The sequence below is a fragment of the Nocardioides pyridinolyticus genome (assembly GCF_054653575.1).
Map to the genome: position 1 here is coordinate 40686 of NZ_BAAIFY010000024.1, position 26517 is coordinate 67202.

Annotated in this window: 23 protein-coding genes; 7 read left to right on the top strand and 16 right to left on the bottom strand. The window is 71.5% G+C overall.

Annotated elements, in window-relative coordinates:
* Positions 1-6: 6 nt before the first annotated feature.
* The 7 genes from ACYQ0U_RS18060 to ACYQ0U_RS18090 all read right to left on the bottom strand — a co-directional run bounded on the left by ACYQ0U_RS18060 (position 7) and on the right by ACYQ0U_RS18090 (position 8407).
* The gene (locus ACYQ0U_RS18060; RefSeq protein ID WP_459975271.1) at positions 7-2037 is read right to left on the bottom strand and encodes a bifunctional aldolase/short-chain dehydrogenase; all 2031 of its coding nucleotides are present in this window, start codon (positions 2035-2037) and stop codon (positions 7-9) included.
* Positions 2038-2041: 4 nt separating this feature from the next.
* Entirely contained in the window at positions 2042-3214 is a 1173-nt protein-coding gene (rhaI, locus tag ACYQ0U_RS18065; RefSeq protein WP_459975272.1) for an L-rhamnose isomerase, read from the bottom strand.
* Positions 3215-3220: 6 nt separating this feature from the next.
* On the bottom strand, positions 3221-3583 hold the full coding sequence (locus tag ACYQ0U_RS18070; protein ID WP_459975273.1) for an L-rhamnose mutarotase: 363 nt from the start codon (positions 3581-3583) through the stop codon (positions 3221-3223).
* 102 nt (positions 3584-3685) lie between these two features.
* Entirely contained in the window at positions 3686-4723 is a 1038-nt protein-coding gene (rhaS, locus tag ACYQ0U_RS18075; RefSeq protein ID WP_459975274.1) for a rhamnose ABC transporter substrate-binding protein, read from the bottom strand.
* A gap of 5 nt (positions 4724-4728) precedes the next feature.
* A complete protein-coding gene (locus ACYQ0U_RS18080) occupies positions 4729-5826 on the bottom strand; it encodes an ABC transporter permease (protein WP_459975275.1) in 1098 nt (365 codons plus the stop codon).
* Entirely contained in the window at positions 5823-6869 is a 1047-nt protein-coding gene (locus ACYQ0U_RS18085; RefSeq protein ID WP_459975276.1) for an ABC transporter permease, read from the bottom strand. Before ACYQ0U_RS18085 ends, ACYQ0U_RS18080 begins: the two co-directional genes overlap by 4 nt.
* Positions 6866-8407 (bottom strand): sugar ABC transporter ATP-binding protein, encoded by a 1542-nt coding sequence (locus ACYQ0U_RS18090; protein ID WP_459975277.1) that lies wholly within the window; start codon positions 8405-8407, stop codon positions 6866-6868. The genes ACYQ0U_RS18085 and ACYQ0U_RS18090 overlap by 4 nt, the downstream gene beginning before the upstream one ends.
* A gap of 206 nt (positions 8408-8613) precedes the next feature.
* Between ACYQ0U_RS18090 and ACYQ0U_RS18095 the strand changes: the two genes are divergently transcribed.
* Entirely contained in the window at positions 8614-9627 is a 1014-nt protein-coding gene (locus tag ACYQ0U_RS18095; protein WP_459975278.1) for a LacI family DNA-binding transcriptional regulator, read from the top strand.
* 28 nt (positions 9628-9655) lie between these two features.
* Positions 9656-11278, top strand: coding sequence for a glutamate synthase-related protein (locus ACYQ0U_RS18100; RefSeq protein ID WP_459975279.1), 1623 nt, complete (start codon positions 9656-9658; stop codon positions 11276-11278).
* 8 nt (positions 11279-11286) lie between these two features.
* On the opposite strand, the gene ACYQ0U_RS18105 is transcribed toward ACYQ0U_RS18100, so the two are convergent.
* Both ACYQ0U_RS18105 and ACYQ0U_RS18110 read right to left on the bottom strand, forming a co-directional pair.
* Complete coding sequence (locus tag ACYQ0U_RS18105) at positions 11287-11718, bottom strand: nucleoside deaminase (protein ID WP_459975294.1); 432 nt, start codon at positions 11716-11718, stop codon at positions 11287-11289.
* A gap of 20 nt (positions 11719-11738) precedes the next feature.
* The gene (locus tag ACYQ0U_RS18110) at positions 11739-12224 is read right to left on the bottom strand and encodes a tRNA adenosine deaminase-associated protein (protein ID WP_459975280.1); all 486 of its coding nucleotides are present in this window, start codon (positions 12222-12224) and stop codon (positions 11739-11741) included.
* Between the two features lie 97 nt (positions 12225-12321).
* Between ACYQ0U_RS18110 and upp the strand changes: the two genes are divergently transcribed.
* Positions 12322-12963, top strand: a complete 642-nt coding sequence (gene upp / locus ACYQ0U_RS18115) for a uracil phosphoribosyltransferase (RefSeq protein ID WP_459975281.1) — start codon at positions 12322-12324, stop codon at positions 12961-12963.
* Between the two features lie 6 nt (positions 12964-12969).
* Here upp and ACYQ0U_RS18120 read toward each other — a convergent pair whose 3' ends face one another.
* Genes ACYQ0U_RS18120 through ACYQ0U_RS18135 form a run of 4 tightly spaced genes read right to left on the bottom strand, consistent with a single transcriptional unit; the run spans position 12970 to position 16053 of the window.
* On the bottom strand, positions 12970-13140 hold the full coding sequence (locus tag ACYQ0U_RS18120) for a hypothetical protein (protein WP_459975282.1): 171 nt from the start codon (positions 13138-13140) through the stop codon (positions 12970-12972).
* Between the two features lie 29 nt (positions 13141-13169).
* Positions 13170-14570, bottom strand: a complete 1401-nt coding sequence (locus ACYQ0U_RS18125; RefSeq protein ID WP_459975283.1) for an NAD(P)(+) transhydrogenase (Re/Si-specific) subunit beta — start codon at positions 14568-14570, stop codon at positions 13170-13172.
* Complete coding sequence (locus tag ACYQ0U_RS18130) at positions 14570-14899, bottom strand: NAD(P) transhydrogenase subunit alpha part 2 (protein WP_459975284.1); 330 nt, start codon at positions 14897-14899, stop codon at positions 14570-14572. Before ACYQ0U_RS18130 ends, ACYQ0U_RS18125 begins: the two co-directional genes overlap by 1 nt.
* Positions 14899-16053, bottom strand: a complete 1155-nt coding sequence (locus tag ACYQ0U_RS18135) for an NAD(P) transhydrogenase subunit alpha (RefSeq protein ID WP_459975285.1) — start codon at positions 16051-16053, stop codon at positions 14899-14901. Before ACYQ0U_RS18135 ends, ACYQ0U_RS18130 begins: the two co-directional genes overlap by 1 nt.
* A gap of 96 nt (positions 16054-16149) precedes the next feature.
* Here ACYQ0U_RS18135 and ACYQ0U_RS18140 point away from each other — a divergent pair, with 96 nt between their 5' ends.
* Positions 16150-16911 carry a GTP pyrophosphokinase gene (locus ACYQ0U_RS18140; protein ID WP_459975286.1) on the top strand — a complete coding sequence of 254 codons (762 nt, stop codon included), beginning with the start codon at positions 16150-16152 and terminating at the stop codon, positions 16909-16911.
* 133 nt (positions 16912-17044) lie between these two features.
* Here the strand turns inward: ACYQ0U_RS18140 and thpR are convergent, their stop codons facing one another.
* The 3 genes from thpR to ACYQ0U_RS18155 form a co-directional block, all read right to left on the bottom strand.
* Complete coding sequence (thpR, locus tag ACYQ0U_RS18145; RefSeq protein WP_459975287.1) at positions 17045-17620, bottom strand: RNA 2',3'-cyclic phosphodiesterase; 576 nt, start codon at positions 17618-17620, stop codon at positions 17045-17047.
* 319 nt (positions 17621-17939) lie between these two features.
* Entirely contained in the window at positions 17940-18668 is a 729-nt protein-coding gene (locus ACYQ0U_RS18150) for a VIT1/CCC1 transporter family protein (RefSeq protein WP_459975288.1), read from the bottom strand.
* Positions 18669-18720: 52 nt separating this feature from the next.
* Entirely contained in the window at positions 18721-20178 is a 1458-nt protein-coding gene (locus ACYQ0U_RS18155; RefSeq protein WP_459975289.1) for an MDR family MFS transporter, read from the bottom strand.
* Between the two features lie 141 nt (positions 20179-20319).
* Between ACYQ0U_RS18155 and glgX the strand changes: the two genes are divergently transcribed.
* The 3 genes from glgX to treZ all read left to right on the top strand — a co-directional run.
* The gene (gene glgX / locus ACYQ0U_RS18160) at positions 20320-22500 is read left to right on the top strand and encodes a glycogen debranching protein GlgX (protein ID WP_459975290.1); all 2181 of its coding nucleotides are present in this window, start codon (positions 20320-20322) and stop codon (positions 22498-22500) included.
* Positions 22501-22505: 5 nt separating this feature from the next.
* A complete protein-coding gene (gene treY, locus ACYQ0U_RS18165; RefSeq protein ID WP_459975291.1) occupies positions 22506-24767 on the top strand; it encodes a malto-oligosyltrehalose synthase in 2262 nt (753 codons plus the stop codon).
* Positions 24764-26517 (top strand): malto-oligosyltrehalose trehalohydrolase (treZ, locus tag ACYQ0U_RS18170; RefSeq protein ID WP_459975292.1); only part of this gene is annotated, 1754 nt, incomplete at its 3' end. The genes treY and treZ, both read left to right, overlap by 4 nt.

A 26517-nucleotide genomic window follows, 5' to 3' on the forward strand; every position in this document is an offset into this window, starting at 1 on the left:
GGCGGCTCATCGCAGGAACGCCGCCGCCACGCCCGCGTCGACCGGGATGTGCAGGCCGGTGGTGTGGCTGAGCTCGGCCGAGCAGAGCACGAAGACCGCGTTGGCGATGTTCTCCGGCAGCACCTCGCGCTTGAGGATCGTGCGCTGCGCGTAGAACTTGCCGAGGTCCTGCTCCTTCACGCCGTAGACCGCGGCGCGGTTCGCGCCCCAGCCGCTGGCGAAGATGCCGGAGCCCTGGACGACGCCGTCGGGGTTCACGCCGTTGACCTTGATGCCGTGCTCGCCGAGCTCGGCGGCCAGCAGCCGCACCTGGTGGGCCTGGTCGGCCTTGGCGGCGCCGTACGCGACGTTGTTGGGACCGGCGAAGATCGAGTTCTTCGAGGAGATGTAGACGATGTCGCCGCCCATCCCCTGGTCGATCATCGCCTTCGCCGTCGCCTGCGCGACGAGGAAGGAGCCCTTGGCCATCACGTCGTGCTGGAGGTCCCAGTCCTGCTCGGTGGTGTCGAGCAGCGAGCGCGAGAGCGACAGGCCGGCGTTGTTGACGACGAGGTCCACGCCACCGAAGGCGAGCACGGCCGCGTCCACCATGGCCTGCACGGCGCGCGCGTCCGACACGTCCACCTGGACGCCGACGGCGACATCGGTCGAGCCGATCTCCGCGGCCGCCGCCTGCGCCTTCTCCAGCGACAGGTCCGCGATGACGACACAGGCGCCCTCGGCCGCGAGCTTCCGCGCCGTGGCCAGGCCGATGCCGGACGCGGCGCCGGTGACCAGCGCGACCCGGGTGGCCAGCGGCTTGGGCTTCGGCATCCGCTGGAGCTTGGCCTCCTCGAGGGCCCAGTACTCGATGCGGAACTTCTCCGCCTCGTCGATCGGGGCGTACGTCGACAGCCCCTCGGCGCCGCGCATCACGTTGATCGCGTTGATGTAGAACTCGCCGGCGACGCGAGCGGTCTGCTTGTTCGCGCCGTAGGAGAACATGCCGACCCCGGGCACCAGGATGATCAGCGGGTCGGCGCCGCGCATCGCGGGCGAGCCCTTGACCTTGTTGCGGTCGTAGTAGGCGGCGTAGTCGGCGCGGTAGGCCTCGTGGATCTCGGCGACGCGCGCCCTGACCTTCTCGATCGGGGCGTCGGCCGGGAGGTCGAGGACCATCGGCTTGACCTTGGTGCGCAGGAAGTGGTCCGGGCAGGACGTGCCGAGCTCGGCCAGGCGCGGGTGGTTGCGGCTGGCCAGGAAGTCGAGCACGACCTTGTCGTCGGTGAAGTGGCCGACCATGGGCCGGTCCTGGGAGGCGACGCCGCGCAGGAGCGGGGCGAGCTCGGCGGCGCGGGCGCGGCGCTTGGCCGGGCTCAGCGGCTCCCACTTCTTCACCCGGGCCCCGAACGGGTTCTTCCGCGAGTTCGCCTTGATGTACTTCTCGGCGGTCCGGATGATCCAGAGCGAGTTCTTCTCGCACTTCTCGCTGGTCTCGCCCCACGCGGTGATGCCGTGACCGCCGAGGATGCAGCCGACCGCCTGCGGGTTCTGCTCCTTGATCGCCGCGATGTCGAGGCCGAGCTGGAAGCCCGGGCGACGCCACGGCACCCACACGACCTTGTCGCCGAAGATCTTCCGCGTGAGCTCCTCGCCGTCGGCCGCGGTCGCGATCGCGATGCCGCTGTCGGGGTGGAGGTGGTCCACGTGCGCTGCGTCCACCAGGCCGTGCATGGCGGTGTCGATCGACGGCGCGGCGCCGCCCTTGCCGTGCAGGCAGTAGTCGAACGCCGCGACCATCTCGTCCTCGCGGTCGACGCCGGGATAGACGTCGACGAGCGCGCGCATCCGGTCGAGGCGGAGGACGGCGAGACCGGACTCCGTCAGCGTGCCCAGGTCGCCGCCCGAGCCCTTGACCCAGAGGAGCTCGACCGGCTCACCGGTGACCGGGTCGGTCTCGGTGCCCTTGGCCGAGGTGTTGCCCCCGGCGTAGTTGGTGTTCTTCGGGTCCGAGCCCAGTCGGTTGGACCGGGTGATCAGCTCCTGTGCCGTGCTCATGTGCTCAGTTCCATCCTGCCTGCGTACCGCCCACGCGGTCCGCCTCGATCTGCTCCTGGTAGCCGCTCTCGAGGTAGGCCCGCATCGGGTTCGCGGGCAGACCCCGGCCCTCGCGCCACGTGGCGAGGTCGGCGCGGACGTCGGTGTAGAAGGCGTCCATGAAGATCTCGTTGGCCAGCAGGACGTCGCCGTCCTCCTGCGCCTGCGCGAGCGCGTCCCGGTCGACGAGCAGCGCGCGGGCCGTCATCTCCTGGACGTTGAGCACCGACCGGATCTGGCCGGGGATCTTCTTCTCGATGTTGTGGCACTGGTCGAGCATGTAGGCCACGTCGCTGTCGGGGCCGAACGCGCCGCCGCGGATGCACTCGAAGAGGATCCGGAACAGCTGGAACGGGTCGGCCGCGCCGACGATGAGGTCGTCGTCGGCGTAGAAACGGCTGTTGAAGTCGAACGAGCCGAGCTTCCCCAGCCGGATCAGCTGGGCGACGATGAACTCGATGTTGGTGCCCGGCGCGTGGTGGCCGGTGTCGAGACAGACCACGGCCCGCTCGCCCAGGGCGGCCACCTGGACGTACGACGTACCCCAGTCCGGGACGTCGGTGTGGTAGAACGCCGGCTCGAAGAACTTGTACTCCAGCACCAGCCGCTGCTCGGTCGAGAGCCGGTCGTAGATGGTCTGCAGGCTCTCGGCCAGGCGGTCCTGGCGGCCGCGCAGGTCGCCCTGGCCCGGGTAGTTCGTGCCCTCCGCGAGCCAGATCTTCAGGTCGCGCGAGCCGGTGGCGTCCATGACGTCGATGCAGGCGAAGTGGTGGTCGATCGCCTTCTGCCGGATCCGCTTGTCGGTGTGGGTCAGCGCGCCGAGCTTGTAGTCGTCGTCCTGGAAGGTGTTGGAGTTGATCGTGCCGAGCCCGATGCCGAGGTCCTCGGCGTAGCGACGCAGCGCGGCGTAGTCGTCGACCAGGTCCCACGGGATGTGGAGCGCGACCGTCGGCGCGAGGCCAGTGAAGCGGTGCACGGTCGCGGCGTCGGCGACCTTCTCCTGCACCGTGCGCGGGGTGCCCGGGGTCCCGAAGACCTTGAACCGGGTGCCCGAGTTGCCGTAGGCCCAGGACGGGACCTCGATCGCCTGGCCCTCCAGGAGGGGAGCGATCTCGCTGAACCTGGTGTTCTGGGTCATCTCACATCACTTCTCGTGCGTCGTGTCGTCTGCGGGGGCGAGCTGGTCCTCGAGGTGGAAGACCTCCTCGAGGAGCAGGAAGCCCTCGTCGGGGGCGAGGCCGTCGAGCTCCTCGAAGAACTCGGACATCTCGGCCTGCCAGCGGCCGTTGACCTCGGTGCGGGCCATCGCGGCCTGCGCCTCCGCGATCGACGTCGGCGTCTCGACGTAGCCGATCAGCAGTCCGTCGGTGCGGAGGAAGAGCGAGTAGTTGTGCCATCCGGTCTCGTGGAGGGCGCGGAGCATCTCCGGCCAGACCGCGGCGTGCCGCTCCTTGTACTCAGCGATCCGATCGGGCTTGACCTGGAGCTGGAAGCAGGCGCGCGGCATCGGTCCGGCCTTCCTGGGTGAAGTCGGTGGCGGGTGGGGCTGGGGGTGCTGCCGGCCGGCACCGGGACGGTGCGACCGCCGGTGCCGGCCGGCAGCGGTACGTCAGAAGTCGAAGTCGTCGATGTTGGACTCGTCGAAGACGAACGGGTCGCCGAGGAGCACGGTGCCGTCGGCGTCGACGGTGAACTCGCCGAGGTCGCCGGCCTCGAAGGTGTCGCCCTCCTCGCCGGTGATGTCGCCGTCGACGAGCGCCTTGGCGGCGTACGCCGCGAGGTAGCCCAGGTCCTCGGGGTTCCACAGCGCGAACGCGGTGACGGTGCCGTCCTTGACGTACTCCCGCATCTGGTTCGGGGTGCCGAGGCCGGTCAGTGCGACCTTGCCCTTGTACTCCGAGGTCGAGAGGTAGCGCGCCGCGGCGGCGATGCCGACCGTGGTGGGCGAGATGATGCCCTTGAGGTTCGGGTGCGACTGCAGCAGGGCCGCGGTCTTGTCGAACGAGGTCTGGTCGTCGTCGTCGCCGTAGACGGTGTCGACGAGCTCGATGTCGGGGTGGTTGGCCTCGAGCTCCGCCTCCATCATCTCGATCCACGCGTTCTGGTTGGTCGCGTTGGCCGCGGCGGACAGGATCGCGATCTCGCCGGAGTCACCGATCTGGTCGGCGATCAGGTCGACCTGCGCCTGGGCGATGCCCTCGGACGTGGCCTGGTTGATGAACAGGTCGCGGCACTCCGGGTTGGTGTCGGAGTCGAAGGTGACGATCTTGGTGCCGGCGCCACGGGCCTCGTCGAGCGCGTCGCAGATCGCCTCGGGGTCGTTCGCCGAGACGACGAGCGCGTTCACGCCCTGCTGCGCCGCGGTGTTGATGAACTGGACCTGGGCGTCCGGGGACGCGGTGTCGGGGCCGACCTCGTCGAAGGTGCCGCCGAACTCCTCGACGGCCTTCTTCCCACCGGCGCTGCTGGTGTCGAAGTACGGGTTGCCGAGGTTCTTGGGCAGGAAGGTCACGGTGGTGTCGCCACCACCGCCACCGGAGCTGTCGGAGCCGCCCTCGTCGTCGCTGCCGCCGCACGCGGTCAGGGCGAGGCTGGCGACCAGGGTCACCGCAGCCAGGGCGGAAACCCGCCGGTTCCGGATCTTCATGGTGCTCACCTTTCGTTGGTGCTTTCTGTGGTGGTGGTTTCCGAGCGCTGGGACCCTCGACCGCGGCGGGACAGGAGCGCCTGGCCCCAGCCGAGGAGGGTCGTGGAGATCACCGAGAGCACCAGCAGGGCTCCGATGACGATGTTGATGACGTTGACCGTGTAGCCCTCCAGCCGCATGGCGCTGGAGATGACGCCGATGAGGACGACGCCGGCGACGACGCCGTGCAGGGCGCCGCGGCCGCCGAAGATCGAGACGCCGCCGAGCAGGACCGCCGCGATCACCTGGAGCTCGAGGCCGTTGGCGTTGTCACCGCGGGCGCTGCCGAAGCGGAGCGTGAAGTAGAGGCCGGCGAACGCGGACACCGCGCCGGCCATCACGAACAGCCAGAACTTGGTGCGCTCGACGTCGACGCCGCTGAAGTGCGCCGCCTCGTCGTTGAGCCCGATCTCGTAGACACCGCGGCCGAAGGTCGAGAAGTGCAGCAGCCACACGAACACCAGGGCCAGCACGACGAAGGGGATCAGGATCATCGGGTACGACGAGCCCTCGACGATCCGCTCCTTGGCCAGGTCGGTCCACGTGTCGGGGAAGTCGGTGATCGCCTTGGTCCCGAGCAGGCCTTGCGCGATGCCGCGGTAGAGCGCCAGCGTGCCGATCGTGACCGCGAGCGACGGGAGACCGACGTAGGCCACCAGGAAGCCGTTGAACGCCCCGCACACGGCGCCGACCGCGATCGCGATCAGCCCCGCGACCGGGATCGACAGCCCGGCCTCCGCGTGGAGGAGTCCGACCAGCGCGCTGGACAGGCCGACCACGCTCGCGACCGAGAGGTCGATCTCGCCGGTGACGATGATCAGCGTCATCGGCAGCGCGATCAGCAGGATCGGCGCGATGTCGAGGAAGAGGTAGTACATCGTCAGCGGGCCGTCGAAGTTCGGCACGTTGGCGTTGGAGTAGAAGATCACCGCGACGAGCAGGGTGATCACCGCGAACTCGCGGGTCAGCAGCACCCGGCGCCAGAGCGCCTTCGAGTACGCCGGGTAGGTGCGCACTCGGCTGTCCTCGGGGCGCTCGGGGCGGTCGAGGGTGGCGGTGGTCATCGCGTGCTCCTCATCTCTTCGCGGGCGGCCACGAGGCGGCGGTCCTGGCGGGCGGAGAGCACACGGTCGAGCACGATCGCGCCGATGATCAGCGCGCCGACGACGGCCCGCTGCCAGAAGTCGGAGATGCCGACGACCGGGAGCGCGCGGTTGATCGTCACCAGCAGGAAGGCGCCGATCGCCGCGCCCCACACCGTGCCGGAGCCGCCGAAGATCGCGACGCCGCCGATGACCGCGGCACCGACGGCCTGGAGCTCCATGCCCAGGCCGGCACCGGAGCTGACGGTGCCGTAGCGGGCGGCGTACACGACGCCGGCGAGACCGGCGAGCGCGCCGCACAGCACGAAGGCGCCGATGATCCGCTTGGTGACCGGCAGGCCGTAGAGGACGGAAGCGTCCGGGTCCGAGCCGATCGCGTAGAGCTCGCGGCCGCCGCGGGCGGTGTGCAGGTAGTAGCCGACCGCGGCCAGCACGACCAGGCCGATGATCGTCAGGACCGGGATCGTGAGGATCGTCTTCGTGCCGAGCGACAGGAAGTCCTGGGGCATGTCGCCCGCGTTGATCCGGTCGCTGCCTGCCCAGCTGAGGAAGATGCCGCGGTAGATGTAGAGCGTGCCGAGGGTGATCACCAGCGCCGGCACCTTGAACAGCGCGACGAGAACGCCGTTCACCAGGCCGAGCACCGCGCCCATGAGGAGGCCGGCGAGGAACACCGCCCACACCGGGATGCCCGGGTGGTCGATGAACAGGCGCCCGGTGAAGTACGCCGTGAGGCCGAGCGTCGAGCCGACGGACAGGTCGACGTTGCGGGTGATGATCACCGCCGTCTGGCCGACCGCGAGGATCAGCAGCAGCGACGGGGTGAGCAGCAGGTCGCGCCAGCCGTCGCTGCTGAACAGGAAGCCGGGGCTCTTGATCGTCGTCAGCGCGACGACGAGGACGAGCACGGCGCCGACCGCGATCTCGCGGGAGCGGAGCAGCTCGCCGGCGATCCGCCTGGCCGGCGAGACCTTGCTGGGCTCGACGAGGAGGACGTCGCTCATGCCGTGGCCTCCTCGGTGACGGCGGTGTGGTGGACGGTCGCGGTCGCGGCGTGCATGACCCGCTCCGGCGTGGCCTCGTCACGGGACAGCTCGGCGGTGATCCGGCCCTCGCAGACGACGAGCACGCGGTCGGCCATGCCGAGGACCTCGGGCAGCTCGGAGGAGATCATCAGGATCGCCAGGCCCTGGCCGGCGAGGTCGGACAGCAGGCGGTGCACCTCGGCCTTGGTGCCGACGTCGATGCCGCGGGTGGGCTCGTCGATGATCAGCAGCCTCGGCTCGGTGGCCAGCCACTTGGCCAGGACGACCTTCTGCTGGTTGCCGCCGCTCATCGTCGCGGCGTTCATGTCGAGCGCGCTGGTCTTCACCTCGAGGCGGCTCGCCCAGGGGCCGGCGGCGCGGTTCTCGTCGCGGGTGGTGAGGAGGCCCGCGCGGGTGAGGCCGCGGCGGATAACCGCGGCGACGTTGCGGGTGACCGACGCGTCGGTGACCAGGCCCTGCTTGCGCCGGTCCTCGGGGACGAAGGCCATGCCGGCGCGGATCGCGGCGCGCGGCTTGCGGGCGGGGACCGGTCGGCCGGCCAGGCGCACCGCGCCCTCGTCGTACCCGTCGACGCCGAAGACCGCGCGGGCGATCTCGCTGCGGCCGGCGCCGACGAGCCCGGCCAGGCCGACGATCTCGCCGGCGCGGACGGTGAAGGAGACGTCGTGGAAGGTGCCGAGCGAGCCGAGGCCCTCGACCTCGAGGACCACATCGCCGATCTCGGCGGCGGTCTTCGGGAACAGCTCGGCGACCTCGCGGCCGACCATGCGGGCGACGATCTGGTCGACGGTGGTGTCGGCGATCGCGTCGGTGGAGACGTACTCGCCGTCGCGCATCACGGTGACCGTGTCGCAGAGCTCGAAGACCTCGTCGAAGCGGTGCGAGATGAACACCAGCGCGCGGCCCTCGTCGCGGAGGCTGCGGGCGACCGCGAACAGCCGCTCGACCTCGACGCCGGACAGCGCCGCGGTGGGCTCGTCCATGATGAGGACGCTGGCGTCGAGGGAGATCGCCTTGGCGATCTCGATGATCTGCTGGTCGGCGATCGAGAGGCCCTGGGCCGGGCGGCGCGGGTCGATCGCGACGCCGAGACGGTCGAAGAGCCCCTCGGCCTCGGCGTACATCGCGGCCCGGTCGATGCGGCGGCCCCGCCCGAGCGGCTGGCGGCCCATGAAGATGTTCTCGGTGACCGAGAGGTCCGGGAAGAGCGTGGGCTCCTGGTAGATCACCGCGACACCCGCGGCCTTCGAGTCGGCGGTCGAGCCGAAGTCGACGTCCTGGCCGTGCAGGCGAAAGGCGCCGGAGTCGCGGCGGTGCACGCCCGCGACGATCTTCACCAGGGTCGACTTGCCGGCGCCGTTCTCTCCGACGAGCGCGTGGATCGAGCCGGGCGCGACCGCGAGGCTGCCCGAGCGCAGCGCGGCGACGGCCCCGAACGACTTCGCCACGTCGCGCAGCTCGAGGGCGAGTCGCCCCTCGGGTGCGGTGCCGGGCATCGGTGCTCCTTGGATCGGGTCGAAACCGGATTGAAAGGTTTCAACGGGATGCCGCCAAGGTAGGTGAGGGCCGTCACACGCGTCAAGGACTTCGCCCAAATCTGGCCCGAATATCTTCGTAACGGATTCGCAACCGGGCGGTCCGGCGAGGCCCTACCCTGTCTCTTGATCGTTTCATCCCGGTGTCGGACGAGGACGGAGGGGCCATGGCGCGGAGCGTGTCCGTGAAGGACGTCGCCGCCGCGGCGGGCGTGTCTTTGGGCACGGTCTCGAACGTGCTCAACCGCCCCGACCGGGTCAGTCCCGACACGCGGGAGCGGGTGCTGGCCGCGATGGCCGAGCTCGGCTTCGTGCGCAACGAGTCCGCCCGCCAGCTGCGGGCCGGGTCGAGCCGGACGCTGGCCTACGTGATGCTCGACGCCAGCAACCCGTTCTTCACCGACGTCGCCGCCGGCATCGACACCGCCGCCGAGCGCGCCGACCTCTCCCTGGTGCTCTGCAACAGCCGCAACTCCGCCGACCGCGAGCGCGGCCACCTCGCGCTGCTCGAGCAGCAGCGGGTGCAGGGCATCCTCGTCACCCCGGTCGACCCCGAGTCACCCTCGCTCGAGGAGGTCGCGCGGCGGGGTACGCCGGTGGTCGTGGTCGACCGCACCCGGTCGGACCAGTCCTTCTGCTCGGTCGCGGTCGACGACGTGCTCGGCGGCCGGCTCGCGGTCGAGCACCTCGTCGACCGGGGCCACACCCGGGTGGGGTTCATCGGCGGACCCGCGAACCTCGGCCAGGTCCGCGACCGGTGGCAGGGTGCGCGCGAGGCCTGGGCCGCTGCCAGGCTCCCGAAGGAGGACCTGGTCCAGGTCTCGACGGCCGCCCTGACGGTGGCCGAGGGCCGCGAGGCCGGCCAGCGGCTGGCCGGCATGACCGCGCGGCGACGTCCCACGGCGGCGTTCTGCGCGAACGACCTGGTCGCGCTCGGCCTGCTCCAGCAGGCGATCGGCTCGGGGGTCGCCGTCCCCGCCGAGCTGGCGATCGTCGGCTACGACGACATCGACTTCGCGGGCGCCGCCGCGGTCCCGCTCACCTCGGTGCGCCAGCCGCGCCAGGAGCTCGGCCGTACGGCGGCGGAGCTGGTGCTCGACGAGGCCGCCAATGCCGACCACACCCACCGGCAGGTGCTGTTCACGCCGGAGCTGGTGGCGAGGGCGTCCACGCTCGGCTGACTTCCGGGCTGAACGGGTACGTCCCCGTGTGAAGAAGGGACTCGTCGCCGCCCTGCCTGCCGCCGCGCTCGGCGCCGTCGCGGCCCATGACCTGCTGCAGAAGCGGCACGCGATCCTGCGCAACTTCCCGGTGATCGGCCACGCCCGCCACTGGCTGGAGTCGATCGGGCCCGAGCTGCGGCAGTACATCGTCGCGAGCAACGACGAGGAGCGGCCCTTCAGCCGGGACCAGCGGCGCTGGGTCTACGCGTCGGCGAAGCTCCAGAACAACTACTTCGGCTTCGGCACCGACAACGACCTCGAGCACGGCTCCGGCAACGTGATCGTGCACCACCGCACCTTCGCTCGCGCCCACCCGACCCACGGCGCGGTCGGGCAGGAGGCGCGGCTGCCCTCCGCCAAGGTCCTCGGCGGGCCGCGCGGGCGGCGGCACGCCTTCCGCCCGGCGTCGGTCGTCAACGTCTCCGGCATGAGCTTCGGGTCCCTGTCGGGCAACGCGATCGAGGCGATCAACCGCGGTGCGGCCGAGGCCGCACTGCCTGCACAACACCGGCGAGGGCGCGGTCTCGCGCTACCACCGCAACGGCGCGGACCTGGTCTTCCAGATCGGCACGGCCTACTTCGGCTGCCGGGACGAGGAGGGCCGGTTCAGCCTGCCCAGGCTGAAGGAGCTCGTCGAGAGCGCCCCGATCCGGGCGCTCGAGATCAAGCTCAGCCAGGGCGCCAAGCCCGGCCTCGGCGGCGTGCTGCGGGGCCGAAGGTGTCGGCGGAGATCGCCGAGACGCGCGGCGTACCCGAGGGCGTGGACTGCCTGAGCCCGTCGCGGCATGCGGAGTTCGACGACGTGGACTCGCTGCTCGACTTCGTCGAGATGCTCGCCGCGGAGACCGGGCTGCCGGTCGGCATCAAGTCGGCCGTGGGCGACCTGTCCTTCTGGGAGGACCTCACCGAGGCGATGGCCGCCGACCACGAGCGGGGCGTGGACTTCGTGACGATCGACGGCGGCGAGGGCGGCACGGGCGCCTCGCCGCTGATCTTCACCGACGCGGTGTCGCTGCCGTTCCGGCTCGGCTTCTCGCGGGTGTACGCCGCGTTCGCCCGTCGCGGCCTGCACGAGGACGTCACCTTCATCGGCTCGGGCAAGCTCGGCCTGCCCGACAACGCGGTCGTGGCCTTCGCCCTCGGCGCCGACCTGGTCAACGTCGCCCGTGAGGCGATGCTCGCGGTCGGCTGCGTGCAGGCGCAGAAGTGCCACACCGGCGAGTGCCCCACCGGTGTCGCCACCCAGAACAAGTGGCTCGCGCGGGGCCTGGACCCGGTCGAGAAGTCCGACCGGGTTGCGAACTACGTGCGGACCCTGCGCCGCGACCTGCTCAAGGTCGCCGAGACCTGCGGCGTCGAGCACCCGGCACTCATCGGTCCGGGCTCGGTCGAGCTCCTGGACACGCTCTCGGACGGCCGGCTGCTCGACGAGGTCTACGACTACGAGCCCGGCTGGGGCTACCCGTCGGCGGCCGACCAGCGCGAGATCGCCGCGATCATGACCGCCATCGAGGAGCCCGAGACCCGCACCGAGGGCCCGCCGGAGACCGCCGAGGAGGGCGAGCCCGGCACCGAGCACGCGGGCGAGACCCAGGCGAGCGAGGGCTGACTGCTCTTTCAGCGCTGCCGGGCGAAGAAGCCCTCGAGCAGCGCGGTCGACTCCTCGGCGAGGACCCCGGCGACGACCTCGGGACGGTGGTTGAGCCGGCGGTCGCGGACCACGTCCCACAGGCTGCCGACCGCCCCGGCCTTGGGGTCCCAGGCGCCGAAGACCACGCGCTCGACGCGGCTCAGCACGGCCGCACCGGCGCACATGGTGCAGGGCTCGAGGGTGACGACGAGCGTGTGCCCCTCGAGCCGCCACTCACCGTGGTCGCGCGCGGCGGCGCGGAGCGCGACCACCTCGGCGTGCCCGGTCGGGTCGTGGTCGGCCTCGCGCACGTTGCGACCCCGCGACACCGGCGCACCAGCCGGGTCGAGGACGACCGCGCCGATCGGGACGTCGCCGGTGGCGAGTGCGGCGCGCGCCTCGTCCAGCGCCGCCCGCATCGCGGGCTCCCAGGCGGCGCTCACGCGGAGGTGAGGCCGACGGCGTCGTCGAAGAGCTCGCCGAACCCGAGCCGGCGGGCGATGTCGGAGAGCATCTCGTCGGGGTAGAGGTCGACGTCGTCGAGCAGCACGCCCATGTCCATCGCGTGCATGCCGAGGTCGCCGAGCAGGTCCAGGTCGCCGGCCGGCACCTGGTCGTCCTCGTCCTCCGGCTCGGGGAGGTTGAGGAAGTCGACCGCCGAGCTCGCGAGCTCCCACTCGTCCGCGGCGGTGATGTCGGACAGCAGCACGCGGGTGCTCGGGCCCGCGACCCGCACGATCACGAAGAAGTCCTCGTCGACGGCGATCATCGCCACCGCGCCCCCATCGCCCGGGAACCGGCGCAGGGCGTGGGCGACGCTCTCGACGTCGTCGAGCAGGTCGTGGGCGAGCTCCTCGACGGTCCAGGCGCCCTCCTCGCGGAAGGCAGCCAGGGCGAAGTCGATCCCCTCGAGCTGGTCAACCACGGCAGTACCTCCCTTCGGTGCGATCCGCGTTCCAGCGTGACAGACGGGGGCGACCGGGCCAACCCCCTGGCGCCCCAGAACCATTAGGGTTCCGACCATGCGCACCCACGTCGTCGACCACCCCCTCGTCGCCCACAAGCTGACCCACCTGCGCGACGAGAACACCGACTCGCCGACGTTCCGCCGGCTGGCCGACGAGCTCGTGACGCTGCTGGCCTACGAGGCGACGCGCGACGTCCGGGTCACGCCGTACGACATCGTGACCCCGGTCGCGCCGACGACCGGCGTCTCGCTGGCCACCCCGAAGCCGCTCGTGGTGCCGATCCTGCGCGCCGGTCTCGGCATGCTCGACGGGATGATGCGGCTGCTGCCGACCGCCGAGGTCGGCTTCCTCGGCATGATCCGCAACGAGGAGACGCTGGAGGCGTCGACGTACGCCGAGCGCCTGCCCGACGACCTCTCCGGCCGCCAGTGCTACGTGCTCGACCCGATGCTGGCGACCGGCGGCACCCTGGCCGCGGCGATCAAGTTCCTCACCAACCGCGGTGCCGACCACATCACCGCGATCTGCCTGCTGGCCGCTCCCGAGGGCTGCGCCCGCCTGGAGCAGGAGCTCGAGGGGCTCGACGTCCCGGTCACGATCGTCACCGCCGCGCTCGACGAGAAGCTCGACGAGAAGGGCTACATCGTCCCCGGCCTGGGCGACGCGGGCGACCGGTTGTACGGCGTCGCGGGCTGAGCTCGCTCAGCCCGGGAAGATGGGCACCGTGCCGGTCGCGATCAGCACCATGAGGACGACCACCAGGATCCCGAGGGCGGCGTAGGCCCACTCCTTGCTGACCCGGGTCTCGTCGGACTCGGGGGCGTCGTACCGGTGTCCGTCGGGACGGCCGAACCGCTCGTCGTCGTCAGTCATGCCCGGTCAACGACCCAGCGGCCCACAGGTCACAGCCCCTTGACCGCGTTGAGCAGCTTGCCCAGGGAGTCCTTGGCGTCGCCGAAGAGCAGCGTGGTCTTGGGGTCGAAGAGCAGCTCGTTCTCGATGCCGGCGAAGCCGGGGCGCATGGACCGCTTCATGAACACGATCTGGCGGGCCTCGTCGGCGTTGAGGATCGGCATGCCGTAGATCGGGGCGCCCGGGGTGGTCTTGGCGGCCGGGTTGACCACGTCGTTGGCGCCGACGACGAGGACGACGTCGGTGTGCTTGAAGTCGCCGTTGATGTGGTCCATCTCGATCAGCTGCTCGTAGGGCACCTGCGCCTCGGCGAGCAGCACGTTCATGTGGCCGGGCATGCGACCGGCGACGGGGTGGATGGCGTAGTCGACCTTCGTGCCACGCCCGCTGAGCACGTCGACCAGCTCGCGCAGCGTGTGCTGCGCCTGGGCGACCGCGAGGCCGTAGCCGGGGACGATGATCACGCGGTCGGCGTACCCGAGCAGGATCGCGACGTCCTCGGGGCCCGCCGACCGGACCGGCCGGTCCGAGGCCTCGCCGGCGCCGAGGGTCGAGCCGCCCTTGAGCGCGCCGAAGAGGATGTTCGACACCGAGCGGCCCATGGCACGGGCCATCAGCAGGGTCAGGTAGGTGCCGGACGCGCCGACGAGGGTGCCGGCCACCAGCAGCACGACGTTCTCGAGCACGTAGCCGCCGGCGGCGACCGTGAGGCCGGTGAACGCGTTGAGCAGCGAGATCACGATCGGCACGTCCGCGCCGCCCACCGGCAGCACGAGCAGTACGCCGATCAGCAGGCCCAGCAGGGCGAGCACGACGCCGATCGTCACCGTGGGGCCGGTGACGGTGAGCACGCCGAGCACGATCGTGGCCAGCCCGGCCAGGCCGAACGCGATCGGCAGGCCGGGGAAGACCACCGGCCGCGACGTCATCAGCTCCTGGAGCTTGGCGAAGGTGACGATCGAGCCGGAGAAGGAGATCGAGCCGACCGCGATGGTGAACGCGGTCGCGGCGAAGACGAACCAGCCGACCGACCCCGGGGAGACGTCCTCGTGCGCGACCAGCCCCAGCAGCTCGTGCAGCTCCAGCAACGCCACGAGCGCGGCGGCGCCGCCGCCGACGCCGTTGAACAGCGCGACCATCTGCGGCATCTGCGTCATCTGCACCTTGCGGGCCCCCACGACGCCGCCGAGGGTGCCGACCGCGATCGCGCCCGCGATCAGCGGCACGTGGTCGAGGTCGAGGTAGACGAACGGGACGACGACCGCGACCACGGCCGCGGCGGCGCCGACGAGGTTGCCCGCGCGCGCGGTCCTCGGCCCGGAGAGGCCCTTGAGCGCGAGGATGAAGCAGACCGCGCAGGCCAGGTAGACCAGCTGCACCCAGGTCGGCATCAGGCCGCCTCCCCCTCGGTCTTGGCGGGAACAGGCTTCTTCTTCCGCACGAACATCTGGAGCATCCGGTCGGTCACCACGAAGCCGCCGACCATGTTGACCGCGGCCAGCACGATCGCGACCAACCCGACGACCAGGGCGACGTCGTTGTCCGTCGTACCCGTCACCAGGACCGCGCCCAGCAGGATGATGCCGTGGATCGCGTTGGCGCCCGACATCAGCGGCGTGTGCAGCGTCGAGGACACCTTGGAGATCACCTCGATGCCGACGAAGACGCTCAGGATGAAGATCGTCAGCCACACGACCGCCTCGTTCATCGACGCCTCCATCAGCTCGCTCCTTCCACAGCGGCCCGGGTGGGCTCGTGCCGGATCTCCCCGGCGTGGGTGACGCACGAACCAGCGACGATCTCGTCCTCGAAGTCGGGCGCGAACGAGCCGCCCTCCTGCTCGGGCTCGGACCGGGCGGTCATCAGCGTCACGATGTTGACGATGTTCTGGGCGTAGAGCCTCGACGCCGGACCGGGCATCTGCGACGGCACGTTCTGCCCGCCCCAGACCTGGGCGTTGCCGATCCGCACCACCTCACCGGCCACCGCGCCCTCGACGTTCCCGCCGGTCTCGGCCGCGAGGTCCACGACCACCGAGCCGGGCCTCATCTGCTCGACCATCGCGCCGGTCACCAGCAGCGGCGCCCGGCGGCCCGGGACGGCGGCGGTCGTGATCAGCGCGTCCGCGGCCGCGACGTACGGCGCCAGCCGCTCCATCTGGAGCGCGGCCCGCTCCTCGGTCATCTCCCGGGCGTAGCCACCCGCGCCCTCCAGCGTGTCGAGCTCGAGGTCGATCGCCTGCGCGCCCATCGAGCGGATCTCCTCCGCGGCGGCCGCGCGCACGTCGTAGGCCTTCACCACCGCGCCGAGCCGCTTGGCGGTCGCGATCGCCTGGAGACCCGCCACACCGGCACCGAGCACCACCACCTCGGCCGGCGGCACCGTGCCCGCGGCCGTCATGTTCAACGGGAAGAACCGCCGCAACATCCCGGCCGCGACGATCGCGCACCGGTAGCCCGACACCAGCGCCTGCGAGGACAGCGCGTCCATCGACTGCGCCCGCGAGATCCGCGGCACCAGCTCCATCGCGAACGACGTGACGCCGCCGTCGCGCAGCGCGACCACCACCTCCGGCTCAGCACCGCCAGAACCCGTCGGCAGGAACGACACCGTCGCCGCCCCCGACCGCAGGCGCCGCACCACGTCCGTGCCCGGTGGCTGGACCGAGACCAGCACGTCCGCCTGCTCCACCGCGCCCGCGTCCACCGACGCGCCCGCGGCCTCGTAGTCGGCATCCGCGATCAACGCATGCCGGCCCGCGTCGGGCTCCACCAGGACGTCGTACCCCAGGCCGGTCAGCTTGCCGACCAGCTCGGGGACCAACGCCACTCGCGCCTCGCCCTCCCGGGTCTCTCTCGCCACAGCGATCTTCACCCGTGGCAACCTAGGGCACTTCGCGGGCCGGTGCGAGTGTCCAGGGCCACGTTGACACGGATGCCGAGGTTGGGCGGGTCTTCGTAGGGTGGACCGGTGACCACCAGTGCATCGAACGCCTCGAACGCCTCGAGCGCCTCGAGCGAGGAGGATTTCCGTCGTTTCATGCTCGAGCACCGCTTCGGCATGGACGAGGTGGTCACGAAGCTGAACATCCTGCGCGACGAGTTCCTGCACCTGCACGACTACAACCCCATCGAGAGCGTCAGCTGCCGCCTGAAGTCGCCGGAGAGCCTGCTGGAGAAGATCCAGCGCAAGGGGCTGGACCTCGACGACCACCCTACGTTCGAGCAGGTGCGGGAGCGGGTGGTCGACATCGCCGGCGTGCGGGTCGTGTGCAGCTTCACGTCGGACGTCTACCGCGTCTTCGACGTGCTCGCCCACCAGCCGGACGTCCGGATCGTCGAGGTGCGCGACTACATCATGGAGCCGAAGCCGAACGGCTACCGGAGCTTGCACGCCCTGGTGGAGGTGCCGGTCTTCCTGTCCGAGGGCCCGCGCCCGGTCGGCGTCGAGGTGCAGTTCCGCACCATCGCGATGGACTTCTGGGCGAGCCTCGAGCACAAGATCTACTACAAGTACCGGCGCGACGTGCCCGCGGAGCTCCTCGCCTGCCTGCGCGACGCGGCGGAGACGGCCTATGCGCTCGACTCCGACATGGAGCGGTTGCACGAGGAGGTCCGCGGTCTCGACCCGCTCGAGCCCGAGGTCGTCGACGGCATCCCCGACGAGACGCCCGACGCCTCGCTGCTGGCCGCGCTGCGCCGGATCGGGGCGCAGCCTGAAGCCGCCGACTAGCGCCGTCGCGAGCGTCGCCAGATGGGTGTGCTGGCAAGGCGGAGTGCCGAAGGCGGGCCGGAGGCCCGTCGAGGTGCGACAACGCAGCCAGCGCGCCCAGATGGGGGCGCGCAGCAGGCGTTAGGCGGGGGATTCAGGCGTGGCCCGAGAGAGGGAACTCGTCCACGGACTCGTAGCGGGGCCGCCCGCGCGGGCCCTCGCCGAGATACGACGCCACCAGCGTGATCCGCTCGACGGTCCATCTCGGTCCGGTGTAGCCGTCCAGCAGCCGGACCCAGTTCGACACCTCGGCCGGGCGACCGAGCCGGGCGACGGTCACGTGCGGACGGAACCGCTGGCCGTCGACCTCGATCCCGGCCCGGTTGGCCGCGGCCCGGCAGCCGGTGGCCAGCCGGTCGAGCTCCGTGCGGCCGTGCTCGTCGAGGTCGAGGCCGGCCCAGAGGACCCGCGCCCGGCCCGCGTTCGGGAACGCTCCTCCCCCGGCGATCGCGGTCTCGAAGGCGGTGCGCTTCGCGGCCGCGCGGGCCAGCCGCTCGGACAGGTCCTCGATGCGGCGCTCCTCCACCTCGGCGAGGAAGGCGAGGGTGACGTGGAGCTGCTCGGGGGTCGCCCAGCGGAACGACGCCGCCGACCGCCGTACCTCCAGGAAGTCGTCGAGGTGCTCGACGGCCGCCTCGGGCGGGACCAGCGCGACGAAGAGCCTGGTCATGACGGCATGCCCGCCGGCCCCCGGCCGTCGCGAGCGTCGTCCGGCGAGTGCGCTGGCAAGGCGGAGGAGGGAGGCGGGACGGAGTCCCGGCGACTGACGACAACGCAGTCCGGCGCGCCGCCGGGCGGCGCGCAGCAGGCCATGGGGTCGGTGGTCATGCCGGCATGCCCGCCGGCCCCCGGCCGTCGCGAGCGTCGTCCGGCGAGTGCGCTGGCAAGGCGGAGGAGGGAGGCGGGACGGAGTCCCGGCGACTGACGACAACGCAGTCCGGCGTGCCGCCGGGCGGCGCGCAGCAGGCCATGGGGTCGGTGGTCATGCCTTACAGCTGGGTGCCGAGGGCGGAGCCGATGGCGTAGGTGACCGCCATGGCGAAGAGTCCGCCGGCGACGTTGCGGACCACGGCCCGGCCCGGCCGCGCGTAGCCCAGGCGGGCGCTGACGAAGCCGGTGACCGCGAGGGCGGCGACGACCACGGCGATGGTCAGCCAGAGGCGGAGCTGCTCGGAGCCGAGGGTCATCGTCAGCAGCGGCAGCAGCGCGCCGACGGTGAACGACAACATCGACGCCCAGGCGGCGTGCCACGGGCTGGAGATGTCGTCGGGGTCGATGCCGAGCTCGGCCTCGGCGTGCGCGGCCAGCGCGTCCTTGGCGGTGAGGGCCCGCGCGACCTCGAGGGCGAGCTCCTCGTCGAGGCCCTTCTCGACATAGAGGCCGGCGAGCTCGGCGAGCTCCTCCTCGGGCTCCTCGCGCAGCTCGCGGCGCTCCTTGGCGAGCAGGGCGAGCTCGCTGTCGCGCTGGGTGCTGACGGAGACGTACTCGCCCGCGCCCATGCTCATCGCGCCGGCGGCCAGGCCGGCGACGCCGGCGATGACGATCGCGGACCGGTCGCTGGTGGCACCGACGGCGCCGATCACGATGCCGGCGGTCGAGACGATGCCGTCGTTCGCGCCGAGGACCGCCGCGCGCAGCCAGTTCAGCCGGTTGTTCAGGCCGCCCTCGTGGGGCTCCTGCTCGTGCGGACCGACCGGGACGTCGAGCTCTGCCGTCATGCCCGCATCCAACGCGGGCCCGCGGTCGCCCGCAAGCAAGGACAGCCTGCGCTCACGGGCCCGCAGGCTGCTCCATCCGACGCGGCATGACCAGGCCGACGACGAGGAGGGCGGCGGCGGCGATCGCGGAGGCGAGGAAGACCTGGTGGATGGCGGGGTCGAGGACCTGCGGGGTGAGGCTCGCGACGTCCGGCACGCCCTGGCCGAGCCGGGCCGCGACCACGTGGTTGACCACGGCGCCGAAGATCGCCACGCCGATCGCGCTGCCGACCGAGCGCGCGAACAGGGTGGACCCGGTCGCGACGCCGCGGTGCTGCCAGGTGACGGAGGACTGCGCGGCGATGACCGACGGGCTCGCCACCAGCCCGAAGCCGATGCCCATGACGAAGCACGGCAGGGCGAGCACCAGGATCGAGCTGTCGGGACCGATCAGCAGCAGGAGGGCCGCCCCCGCACTGCCCACGACCCCGCCCAGCAGCATCGTCGCCCGGAAGCCGACCGTGAGGTAGAGGCGCCCGGCGTTCGACGCGGCGATCGGCCAGCCGAGCGTCATCGCCGCCACGGCGAAGCCGGCCGCGACGGCGCCGTACCCCAGCACCCCCTGCCCGTAGAGCGGGACGTACGTCGATAGCCCCATCATCACGACGCCCACCACGAGCGAGGCGACCATGGCCGCCACGACCACCCGGTGCCGGAAGATCCAGAGGGGCAGCACCGGCTCGGCCGCCCGCCGCTCCACCCACGCGAAGCCGGCGAGCAGCACCGCGGCGACGGCGAAGAGCGTGATGCTGGTCGGCGACGACCAGGCCCAGCGCACGCCGCCCTCGAGCAGGCCGAGGAGGAGCAGCACGCCGCCGGCGGTGAGCAGCAGCGAGCCCGCGTAGTCGATCCGGTGCGAGCGGCGCTCGAACTCCTCGTGGAGGTGGCGCGCGATCATGACCGCGGCCAGGATGCCGAGGGGCAGGTTGATGAGGAAGATCCACCGCCACGACGTGTAGTCGGCGAACACCCCGCCGAGCGTCGGCCCGACGACCGAGGCGAGCGCCCAGACGCTGGCGACGTACCCCTGGACCTTGGCCCGCTCCTCCAGTGTGTAGAGGTCACCGACGATCGTCACCGTGATCGGCCCGATGGCGCCAGCGCCGATGCCCTGGACGGCCCGGAAGGCGATGAGCGCGCCCATGCCCCAGGCCAGCCCGCAGAGCAGCGAGCCGAGCAGGAACAGGCCGATGCCCACGAGCAGGACCGGCTTGCGCCCGAACTGGTCGGCGACCTTGGCGAAGACCGGCACGGTTACGGCCTGGGCCAGGAGGTAGACCGAGAACAGCCACGGGAACTGCGTGAAGCCGCCGAGGTCGTCCACCACCGCGGGCACCGCCGTCGCGAGGATCGTGGAGTCGATGGCGACCAGCCCGACGCTGAGCATGACGGCCAGGAGCACGGGGCCGCGCTCGCTGCGCAGCCCGACGCTCGCGCGGCTGACCCCGGGCCCGATTCGGTTGACACTCACAACGATCGACAACCTACCCCCGCCCGGACTTTGTTCCCCGCTCGTCGCCCACACACGAGGTTCGGGGTACCGCGGAAGCGGGTACGGCTGCTTTGATCGATCCAAGTGAGGGGATGCGCAGTGGCGGACGTGGGGAGCAGCATGGAGATCTGGCCGGGGCGGGCCTACCCGTTGGGCGCGACGTTCGACGGGAGCGGGACGAACTTCGCCCTCTTCAGCGAGGTGGCGGAGCGCGTCGAGCTCTGCCTGTTCGACGCCGACGGCGTGGAGACCCGCATCGAGCTGACCGAGGTGGACGCCTACGTGTGGCACTGCTACCTGCCCGCGGTCCAGCCGGGGCAGCGCTACGGCTACCGCGTGCACGGTCCGTGGGACCCCGGGCAGGGCCTGCGGTGCAACCCCAGCAAGCTGCTGCTCGACCCGTACGCCAAGGCGACCGCCGGCGAGATCGACTGGGACCAGGCTCTCTTCTCCTACACGTTCGGTGACGAGGACTCGCGCAACGACGACGACTCCGCGCCGCACATGACGCTGGGCGTCGTCATCAACCCGTTCTTCGACTGGGAGGGCGACCGCCGCCCGGACTACCCCTACAACGAGAGCGTCATCTACGAGGCGCACGTCAAGGGCCTGACCCAGCTGCACCCCGACGTACCCGAGGATCAGCGCGGGACGTACGCCGGCGTCGCGCACCCGGCGGTCATCGAGCACCTCACCAAGCTCGGCATCACCGCGATCGAGCTGATGCCGGTGCACCAGTTCGTCCAGGACAGCACGCTGCAGGAGAAGGGGCTGCGCAACTACTGGGGCTACAACACGCTCGGGTTCTTCGCGCCCCACGCCGACTACTCGGCCGCGGCCCGCGACGAGGACGCCGCGCTGGGCCAGCAGGTCCAGGAGTTCAAGTCGATGGTGAAGTCGCTGCACGCCGCCGGCATCGAGGTGATCCTCGACGTGGTCTACAACCACACCGCGGAGGGCAACCACCTCGGACCCACGCTGAGCTTCAAGGGCATCGACAACGCGGCCTACTACCGCCTGGTCGAGGACGACCAGCGCTACTACATGGACTACACCGGCACCGGCAACAGCCTCAACGTGCGCCACCCGCACTCGTTGCAGCTGATCATGGACTCGCTGCGCTACTGGGTCACCGAGATGCACGTGGACGGCTTCCGGTTCGACCTCGCGTCGACGCTCGCGCGCGAGTTCTACGACGTCGACCGCCTGTCGACGTTCTTCGAGCTCGTGCAGCAGGACCCGGTCGTCAGCCAGGTCAAGCTGATCGCGGAGCCGTGGGACATCGGCCCCGGCGGCTACCAGGTCGGCGGCTTCCCGCCCCAGTGGACCGAGTGGAACGGCAAGTACCGTGACACCGTGCGCGACTTCTGGCGCGGGGAGCCCTCGCTCGGCGAGTTCGCCTCCCGCCTCGCCGGCTCCTCCGACCTCTACGAGCACTCGGGCCGCCGGCCGTTCGCCAGCATCAACTTCGTCACCGCCCACGACGGCTTCACCCTGCGCGACCTGGTCTCCTACGACGAGAAGCACAACGACGCCAACGGCGAGGACAACAACGACGGCGAGAGTCACAACCGCTCGTGGAACCACGGCGCGGAGGGGCCGACCGACGACCCGGAGATCCTCGCCGCGCGGGCCCGCTCGCAGCGCAACTTCCTCGCGACCCTGCTGCTGAGCCAGGGCGTGCCGATGCTGCTGCACGGCGACGAGATGGGCCGCACCCAGCAGGGCAACAACAACACCTACGCCCAGGACAGCGACATCGCCTGGATGCACTGGGACGACGCCGACCGCCCGCTGATCGAGTTCACCGCGGCGGTGTCGCGCCTGCGCCGCGAGCATCCGACCTTCCGCCGCAAGCGGTTCTTCACCGGCGGCACGGTCCGCGTGCCCGACGGCGGCGACGGCGACCGGCTCAACGACATCGTCTGGCTGCATCTCGAGGGCCGGCCGATGGAGGACGACGACTGGACCGACGGCGCGCAGGCGCTGGGCATGTACCTCAACGGGCACGGCATCGCCGGGCGCGACGAGCGCGGGCAGCAGATCGTCGACGACCACTTCCTGCTCTACTTCAACGCCGACGGCGAGGCGACCGTGACGCTGCCGCCCGCGGAGTACGCCGAGGCGTGGGACGTCGTCGTCGACACCGGTGGCTCCGCCGACGACGACGGCACCTTCGAGGCCGGCGCGACCTTCACGCTGCCCTCCCGGAGCACGGTCGTGCTGCGCGAGCACCACGAGCCCGAGGTCGAGCCCGACCTGTCGGTCGCCGCGTCCGTCGCCCAGGCCCAGCGGGGTTGAGGCGGGTGCGGATCCCCACCTCGACGTACCGGCTCCAGATCACGCCCGACTTCGACCTGTTCGAGGCCGCCCGACGGCTGCCGTACCTCCACGACCTCGGCGTCGACTGGGTCTACCTCTCGCCGCTGCTCGCGTCGGAGCCCGGCAGCCAGCACGGGTACGACGTCGTCGCGTTCGACCACGTCGACCCGCAGCGCGGCGGGGCCGAGGGCCTGGCCGCGCTGTCCGCGGAGGCCCGGCGGCTCGGCATGGGCGTGCTGGTCGACATCGTGCCGAACCACGTCGGCGTGGCCACGCCGGCCGAGGACCCGTGGTGGTGGGACGTGCTGCGGCTGGGCCGCGAGTCCGAGCACGCGACGGCCTTCGACGTCGACTGGGCCGCCGGCGACGGCAAGATCCTGATCCCGGTCGTCGGCGACGACGACGAGAGCGCGATCGAGGTGGTCGCCTCCGATGACGGGCAGAGCGAGCTCCGCTACCACGACCAGCGGTTCCCGATGGCGCCCGGCACGACGACGCACGAGGAGCAGCACTACCGGCTCGTGAACTGGCACGAGGCCGACGAGAACCTCAACTACCGTCGCTTCTTCGCGGTCAACACGCTCGCCGCCGTCCGCGTCGAGGACCCGGAGGTCTTCGCCGAGACGCACGTGGAGATCCGCCGCTGGTTCGAGGAGGGTCTCGTCGACGGGCTGCGCGTCGATCACCCCGACGGGCTGCGCGACCCGAAGCGCTACCTCGACGACCTCGCCGCCCTCACCGGGGGCGCCTACGTCCTCGTCGAGAAGATCCTCGAGACCGGCGAGGCGCTGCCGTCGTCGTGGGCGACGCAGGGCACGACGGGGTACGACGCGCTCGCGTTCGTCGACCGGGTGCTCACCGACCCCGCCGGCCAGGCTCCGCTCGACGCGCTGGAGACGCGGCTGCGCGGCGGCGAGGTCAACTGGCACCGGATGGTCCACGACAACAAGCGCGCGGTCGCCGACGGCATCCTGCACTCCGAGGTCCGGCGGATCACTCGCGAGCTGGAGGGCGACGAGCGCACCGAGGACGCGATCGCCGAGCTGCTGGCCTGCTTCCCGGTCTACCGCTCCTACCTGCCCGAGGGTCGGGAGCACCTCGACGCGGCGTTCGCGACGGCCCGCGCGAGCAAGCCCGGGCTGGCGGAGACCTTCGACGCCCTCGAGCCCGTCCTCTCCGACCCGTGGACGCAGCCGGCCCGCCGGTTCCAGCAGACCAGCGGGATGGTGATGGCCAAGGGGGTCGAGGACTGCGCGTTCTACCGGTGGTCGCGGCTCACCTCGCTCAACGAGGTCGGCGGCGACCCGTCGGTCTTCGCGGTCGACGTCGACGACTTCCATCACGCGATGACGCTGCGCCAGCGCGACTGGCCGCACGCGATGACCACGCTCTCCACCCACGACACCAAGCGCGGCGAGGACGTGCGAGCCCGCATCACCGTGCTCGCCGAGATCCCGGAGGCGTGGGAGGCCGCGCTCTCGTCGCTGCTCGAGCTGGCTCCCGTGCCTGACCCCGGCTTCGGCTCGCTGCTGTGGCAGGCGGTGCTCGGGGCGTGGACGCCCGAGCACCTGCCGGACCTCCCCGACCGCCTCCACGGGTACGCCGAGAAGGCCATGCGCGAGGCCGGCGACCGCACCACGTGGACCGAGCCGGACGAGGCGTACGAGGCCGCCGTCCACGCCGCGGTCGACGCGGTGTTCTCCTCCGACGAGGTGCACCGGGTGCTGACCGGCCTGGCGGCGCGGATCGACGAGCCGGCCCGGGCGAACTCGCTGGCCGCCAAGCTGCTCGCGATCACGATGCCCGGCGTGCCCGACGTCTACCAGGGCTCCGAGCTCTGGGAGACCTCGCTGGTCGACCCCGACAACCGCCGGCCGGTCGACTTCGACCACCGCGCGGCCGTGCTGGCCGGCGAGGACAGCGACGACGCCGTCGACAAGCTGCACGTCACCTGCTCCGCGCTGACGCTGCGGCGGACGCGGCCGGACCTGTTCACGTCGTACGCGCCGGTGCTCGCGACCGGTCCGGCCGCCGGCCACGTGGTCGCGTTCGACCGCGGTGGCGTCATCACCGTGGCGACCCGGCTGCCCGTCGGCCTCGCCGCCCGCGGCGGCTGGGAGGACACGGTGCTCGACCTGCCCTCCGGCCGCTGGCACGACGTGCTGACCGGCACGTCCACCGACGGCCGGCTCGCCGACCTGCTCGACACCCACCCCGTCGCGCTGCTCGTGAGGGAGGACTCGTGAACCACCCCAGGGAACGACGCGGACCCTTCGACGTCTGGGCGCCCCTGCCGTCGCGACTGCGGCTGTCGGTGGGCGATGCGATCGTCGAGATGAGCAAGGCCGACGACGACTGGTGGTCGCCGTCGGGCCCGGTCCCCGACATCTCGGAAGGAGGGGTCGACTACGGCTACCTGATCGACGACTCGGACACGCCGCGACCCGACCCCCGGTCGCGCCGTCAGCCGGCGGGCGTCCACCAGCGCTCGCGCACCCACTCCCCCTCCGACTACGTCTGGAACGACACCACCTGGACGGGACGACAGCTCGCGGGGTCGGTCATCTACGAGCTGCACATCGGCACCTTCACCCCGGAGGGCACCTTCGACGCCGCGCTCGGCAAGCTCGGCCACCTGCGCGAGATCGGCGTCGACCTCGTCGAGGTGATGCCGGTCAACGCCGTCAACGGCACCCACAACTGGGGCTACGACGGCGTCGGCTGGTTCGCGGTGCACGAGCCGTACGGCGGCCCCGCGGGCTACCAGCGGTTCGTGGACGGCTGCCACGCCGCCGGGCTCGGCGTCGTGCAGGACGTCGTCTACAACCACCTGGGTCCGTCCGGCAACTACCTGCCGGCGTTCGGCCCGTACCTCAAGTCCGGCGCCAACACCTGGGGCGACTTCCTCAACCTCGACGGTCCCGGGTCGGACGAGGTGCGCCGCTACGTGCTCGACAACGTGCGGATGTGGTTCGAGGACTACCACGTCGACGCGCTGCGACTCGACGCCGTGCACGCGCTCAACGACGCGAGCCACCAGCACCTGCTCGAGGAGATTTCGGTCGAGGTGGCGGCTCTGTCCGCGCACCTGCGCCGGCCGCTGACGCTGATCGCGGAGTCCGACCTCAACGACCCGCGGCTCATCCGCCCGCGCGAGGCCGGCGGCTACGGTCTGGACGCCCAGTGGAGCGACGACTTCCACCACGCCGTCCACGTCGCGCTCACCGGCGAGACCGAGGGCTACTACGCCGACTTCGCGCCGCTGTCGGCGCTGGCCAAGGTGTGCGAGCGCGGGTTCTTCCACGACGGCACGTGGTCGTCGTTCCGCGGCCGCGACCACGGCTACCCGGTCGACCTGCGGGCGATGCCGACCTGGCGGCTAGTGGTGTGCAGCCAGAACCACGACCAGATCGGCAACCGCGCCCGCGGCGACCGCATCACCGAGGTGCTCGACGACGACCAACTGGCGTGCGCGGCGCTGCTGACCCTGTGCGGGCCGTTCACGCCGATGCTGTTCATGGGCGAGGAGTGGGGGGCGTCCACGCCGTTCCAGTTCTTCACCTCGCACCCCGAGCCCGAGCTCGGGAAGGCGACCGCCGAGGGCCGGATCGCGGAGTTCGAGCGGATGGGCTGGGACCCGGCCGTGGTCCCGGACCCGCAGGACCCGGCGACGTTCGAGCGGTCGAAGCTCGACTGGACCGAGGCGACCGGCGGCCGGCACGCGCGGCTGCTCGAGGTCTACCGCGAGCTGGCGCAGCTGCGACGGACCCACGAGGACCTCACCGACCCGTCGTTCCGGTCGGTGACGTGCACGGCGGACGAGGCGACACGGGTGTTCACGATGCGGCGCGGGCGGCTGCTGGTGGCGGTGAACTTCGGCGACGCCGAGGCGACGGTGCCCACCGGCGCGACCGACGTGCTGTTCGCGACGCCGGCCGGCGCGTCGCTCCAGCGGGACGGGCTCGTGCTGCCCGCCCACGCCGGAGCGGTCGTGCG

Coding starts and splice junctions, on each gene's coding strand:
- ACYQ0U_RS18085 (WP_459975276.1), bottom strand. CDS start 6,869: ATGAGCGACGTCCTCCTCGTCGAGCCCAGCAAGGTCTCGCCGGCCAGG.
- ACYQ0U_RS18150 (WP_459975288.1), bottom strand. CDS start 18,668: ATGACGGCAGAGCTCGACGTCCCGGTCGGTCCGCACGAGCAGGAGCCC.
- ACYQ0U_RS18095 (WP_459975278.1), top strand. CDS start 8,614: ATGGCGCGGAGCGTGTCCGTGAAGGACGTCGCCGCCGCGGCGGGCGTG.
- rhaI (WP_459975272.1), bottom strand. CDS start 3,214: ATGACCCAGAACACCAGGTTCAGCGAGATCGCTCCCCTCCTGGAGGGC.
- ACYQ0U_RS18130 (WP_459975284.1), bottom strand. CDS start 14,899: ATGGAGGCGTCGATGAACGAGGCGGTCGTGTGGCTGACGATCTTCATC.
- ACYQ0U_RS18125 (WP_459975283.1), bottom strand. CDS start 14,570: ATGCCGACCTGGGTGCAGCTGGTCTACCTGGCCTGCGCGGTCTGCTTC.
- rhaS (WP_459975274.1), bottom strand. CDS start 4,723: ATGAAGATCCGGAACCGGCGGGTTTCCGCCCTGGCTGCGGTGACCCTG.
- ACYQ0U_RS18105 (WP_459975294.1), bottom strand. CDS start 11,718: ATGCGGGCGGCGCTGGACGAGGCGCGCGCCGCACTCGCCACCGGCGAC.
- ACYQ0U_RS18120 (WP_459975282.1), bottom strand. CDS start 13,140: ATGACTGACGACGACGAGCGGTTCGGCCGTCCCGACGGACACCGGTAC.
- ACYQ0U_RS18070 (WP_459975273.1), bottom strand. CDS start 3,583: ATGCCGCGCGCCTGCTTCCAGCTCCAGGTCAAGCCCGATCGGATCGCT.
- upp (WP_459975281.1), top strand. CDS start 12,322: ATGCGCACCCACGTCGTCGACCACCCCCTCGTCGCCCACAAGCTGACC.
- ACYQ0U_RS18060 (WP_459975271.1), bottom strand. CDS start 2,037: ATGAGCACGGCACAGGAGCTGATCACCCGGTCCAACCGACTGGGCTCG.
- ACYQ0U_RS18080 (WP_459975275.1), bottom strand. CDS start 5,826: ATGACCACCGCCACCCTCGACCGCCCCGAGCGCCCCGAGGACAGCCGA.
- glgX (WP_459975290.1), top strand. CDS start 20,320: ATGGAGATCTGGCCGGGGCGGGCCTACCCGTTGGGCGCGACGTTCGAC.
- thpR (WP_459975287.1), bottom strand. CDS start 17,620: ATGACCAGGCTCTTCGTCGCGCTGGTCCCGCCCGAGGCGGCCGTCGAG.
- ACYQ0U_RS18090 (WP_459975277.1), bottom strand. CDS start 8,407: ATGCCCGGCACCGCACCCGAGGGGCGACTCGCCCTCGAGCTGCGCGAC.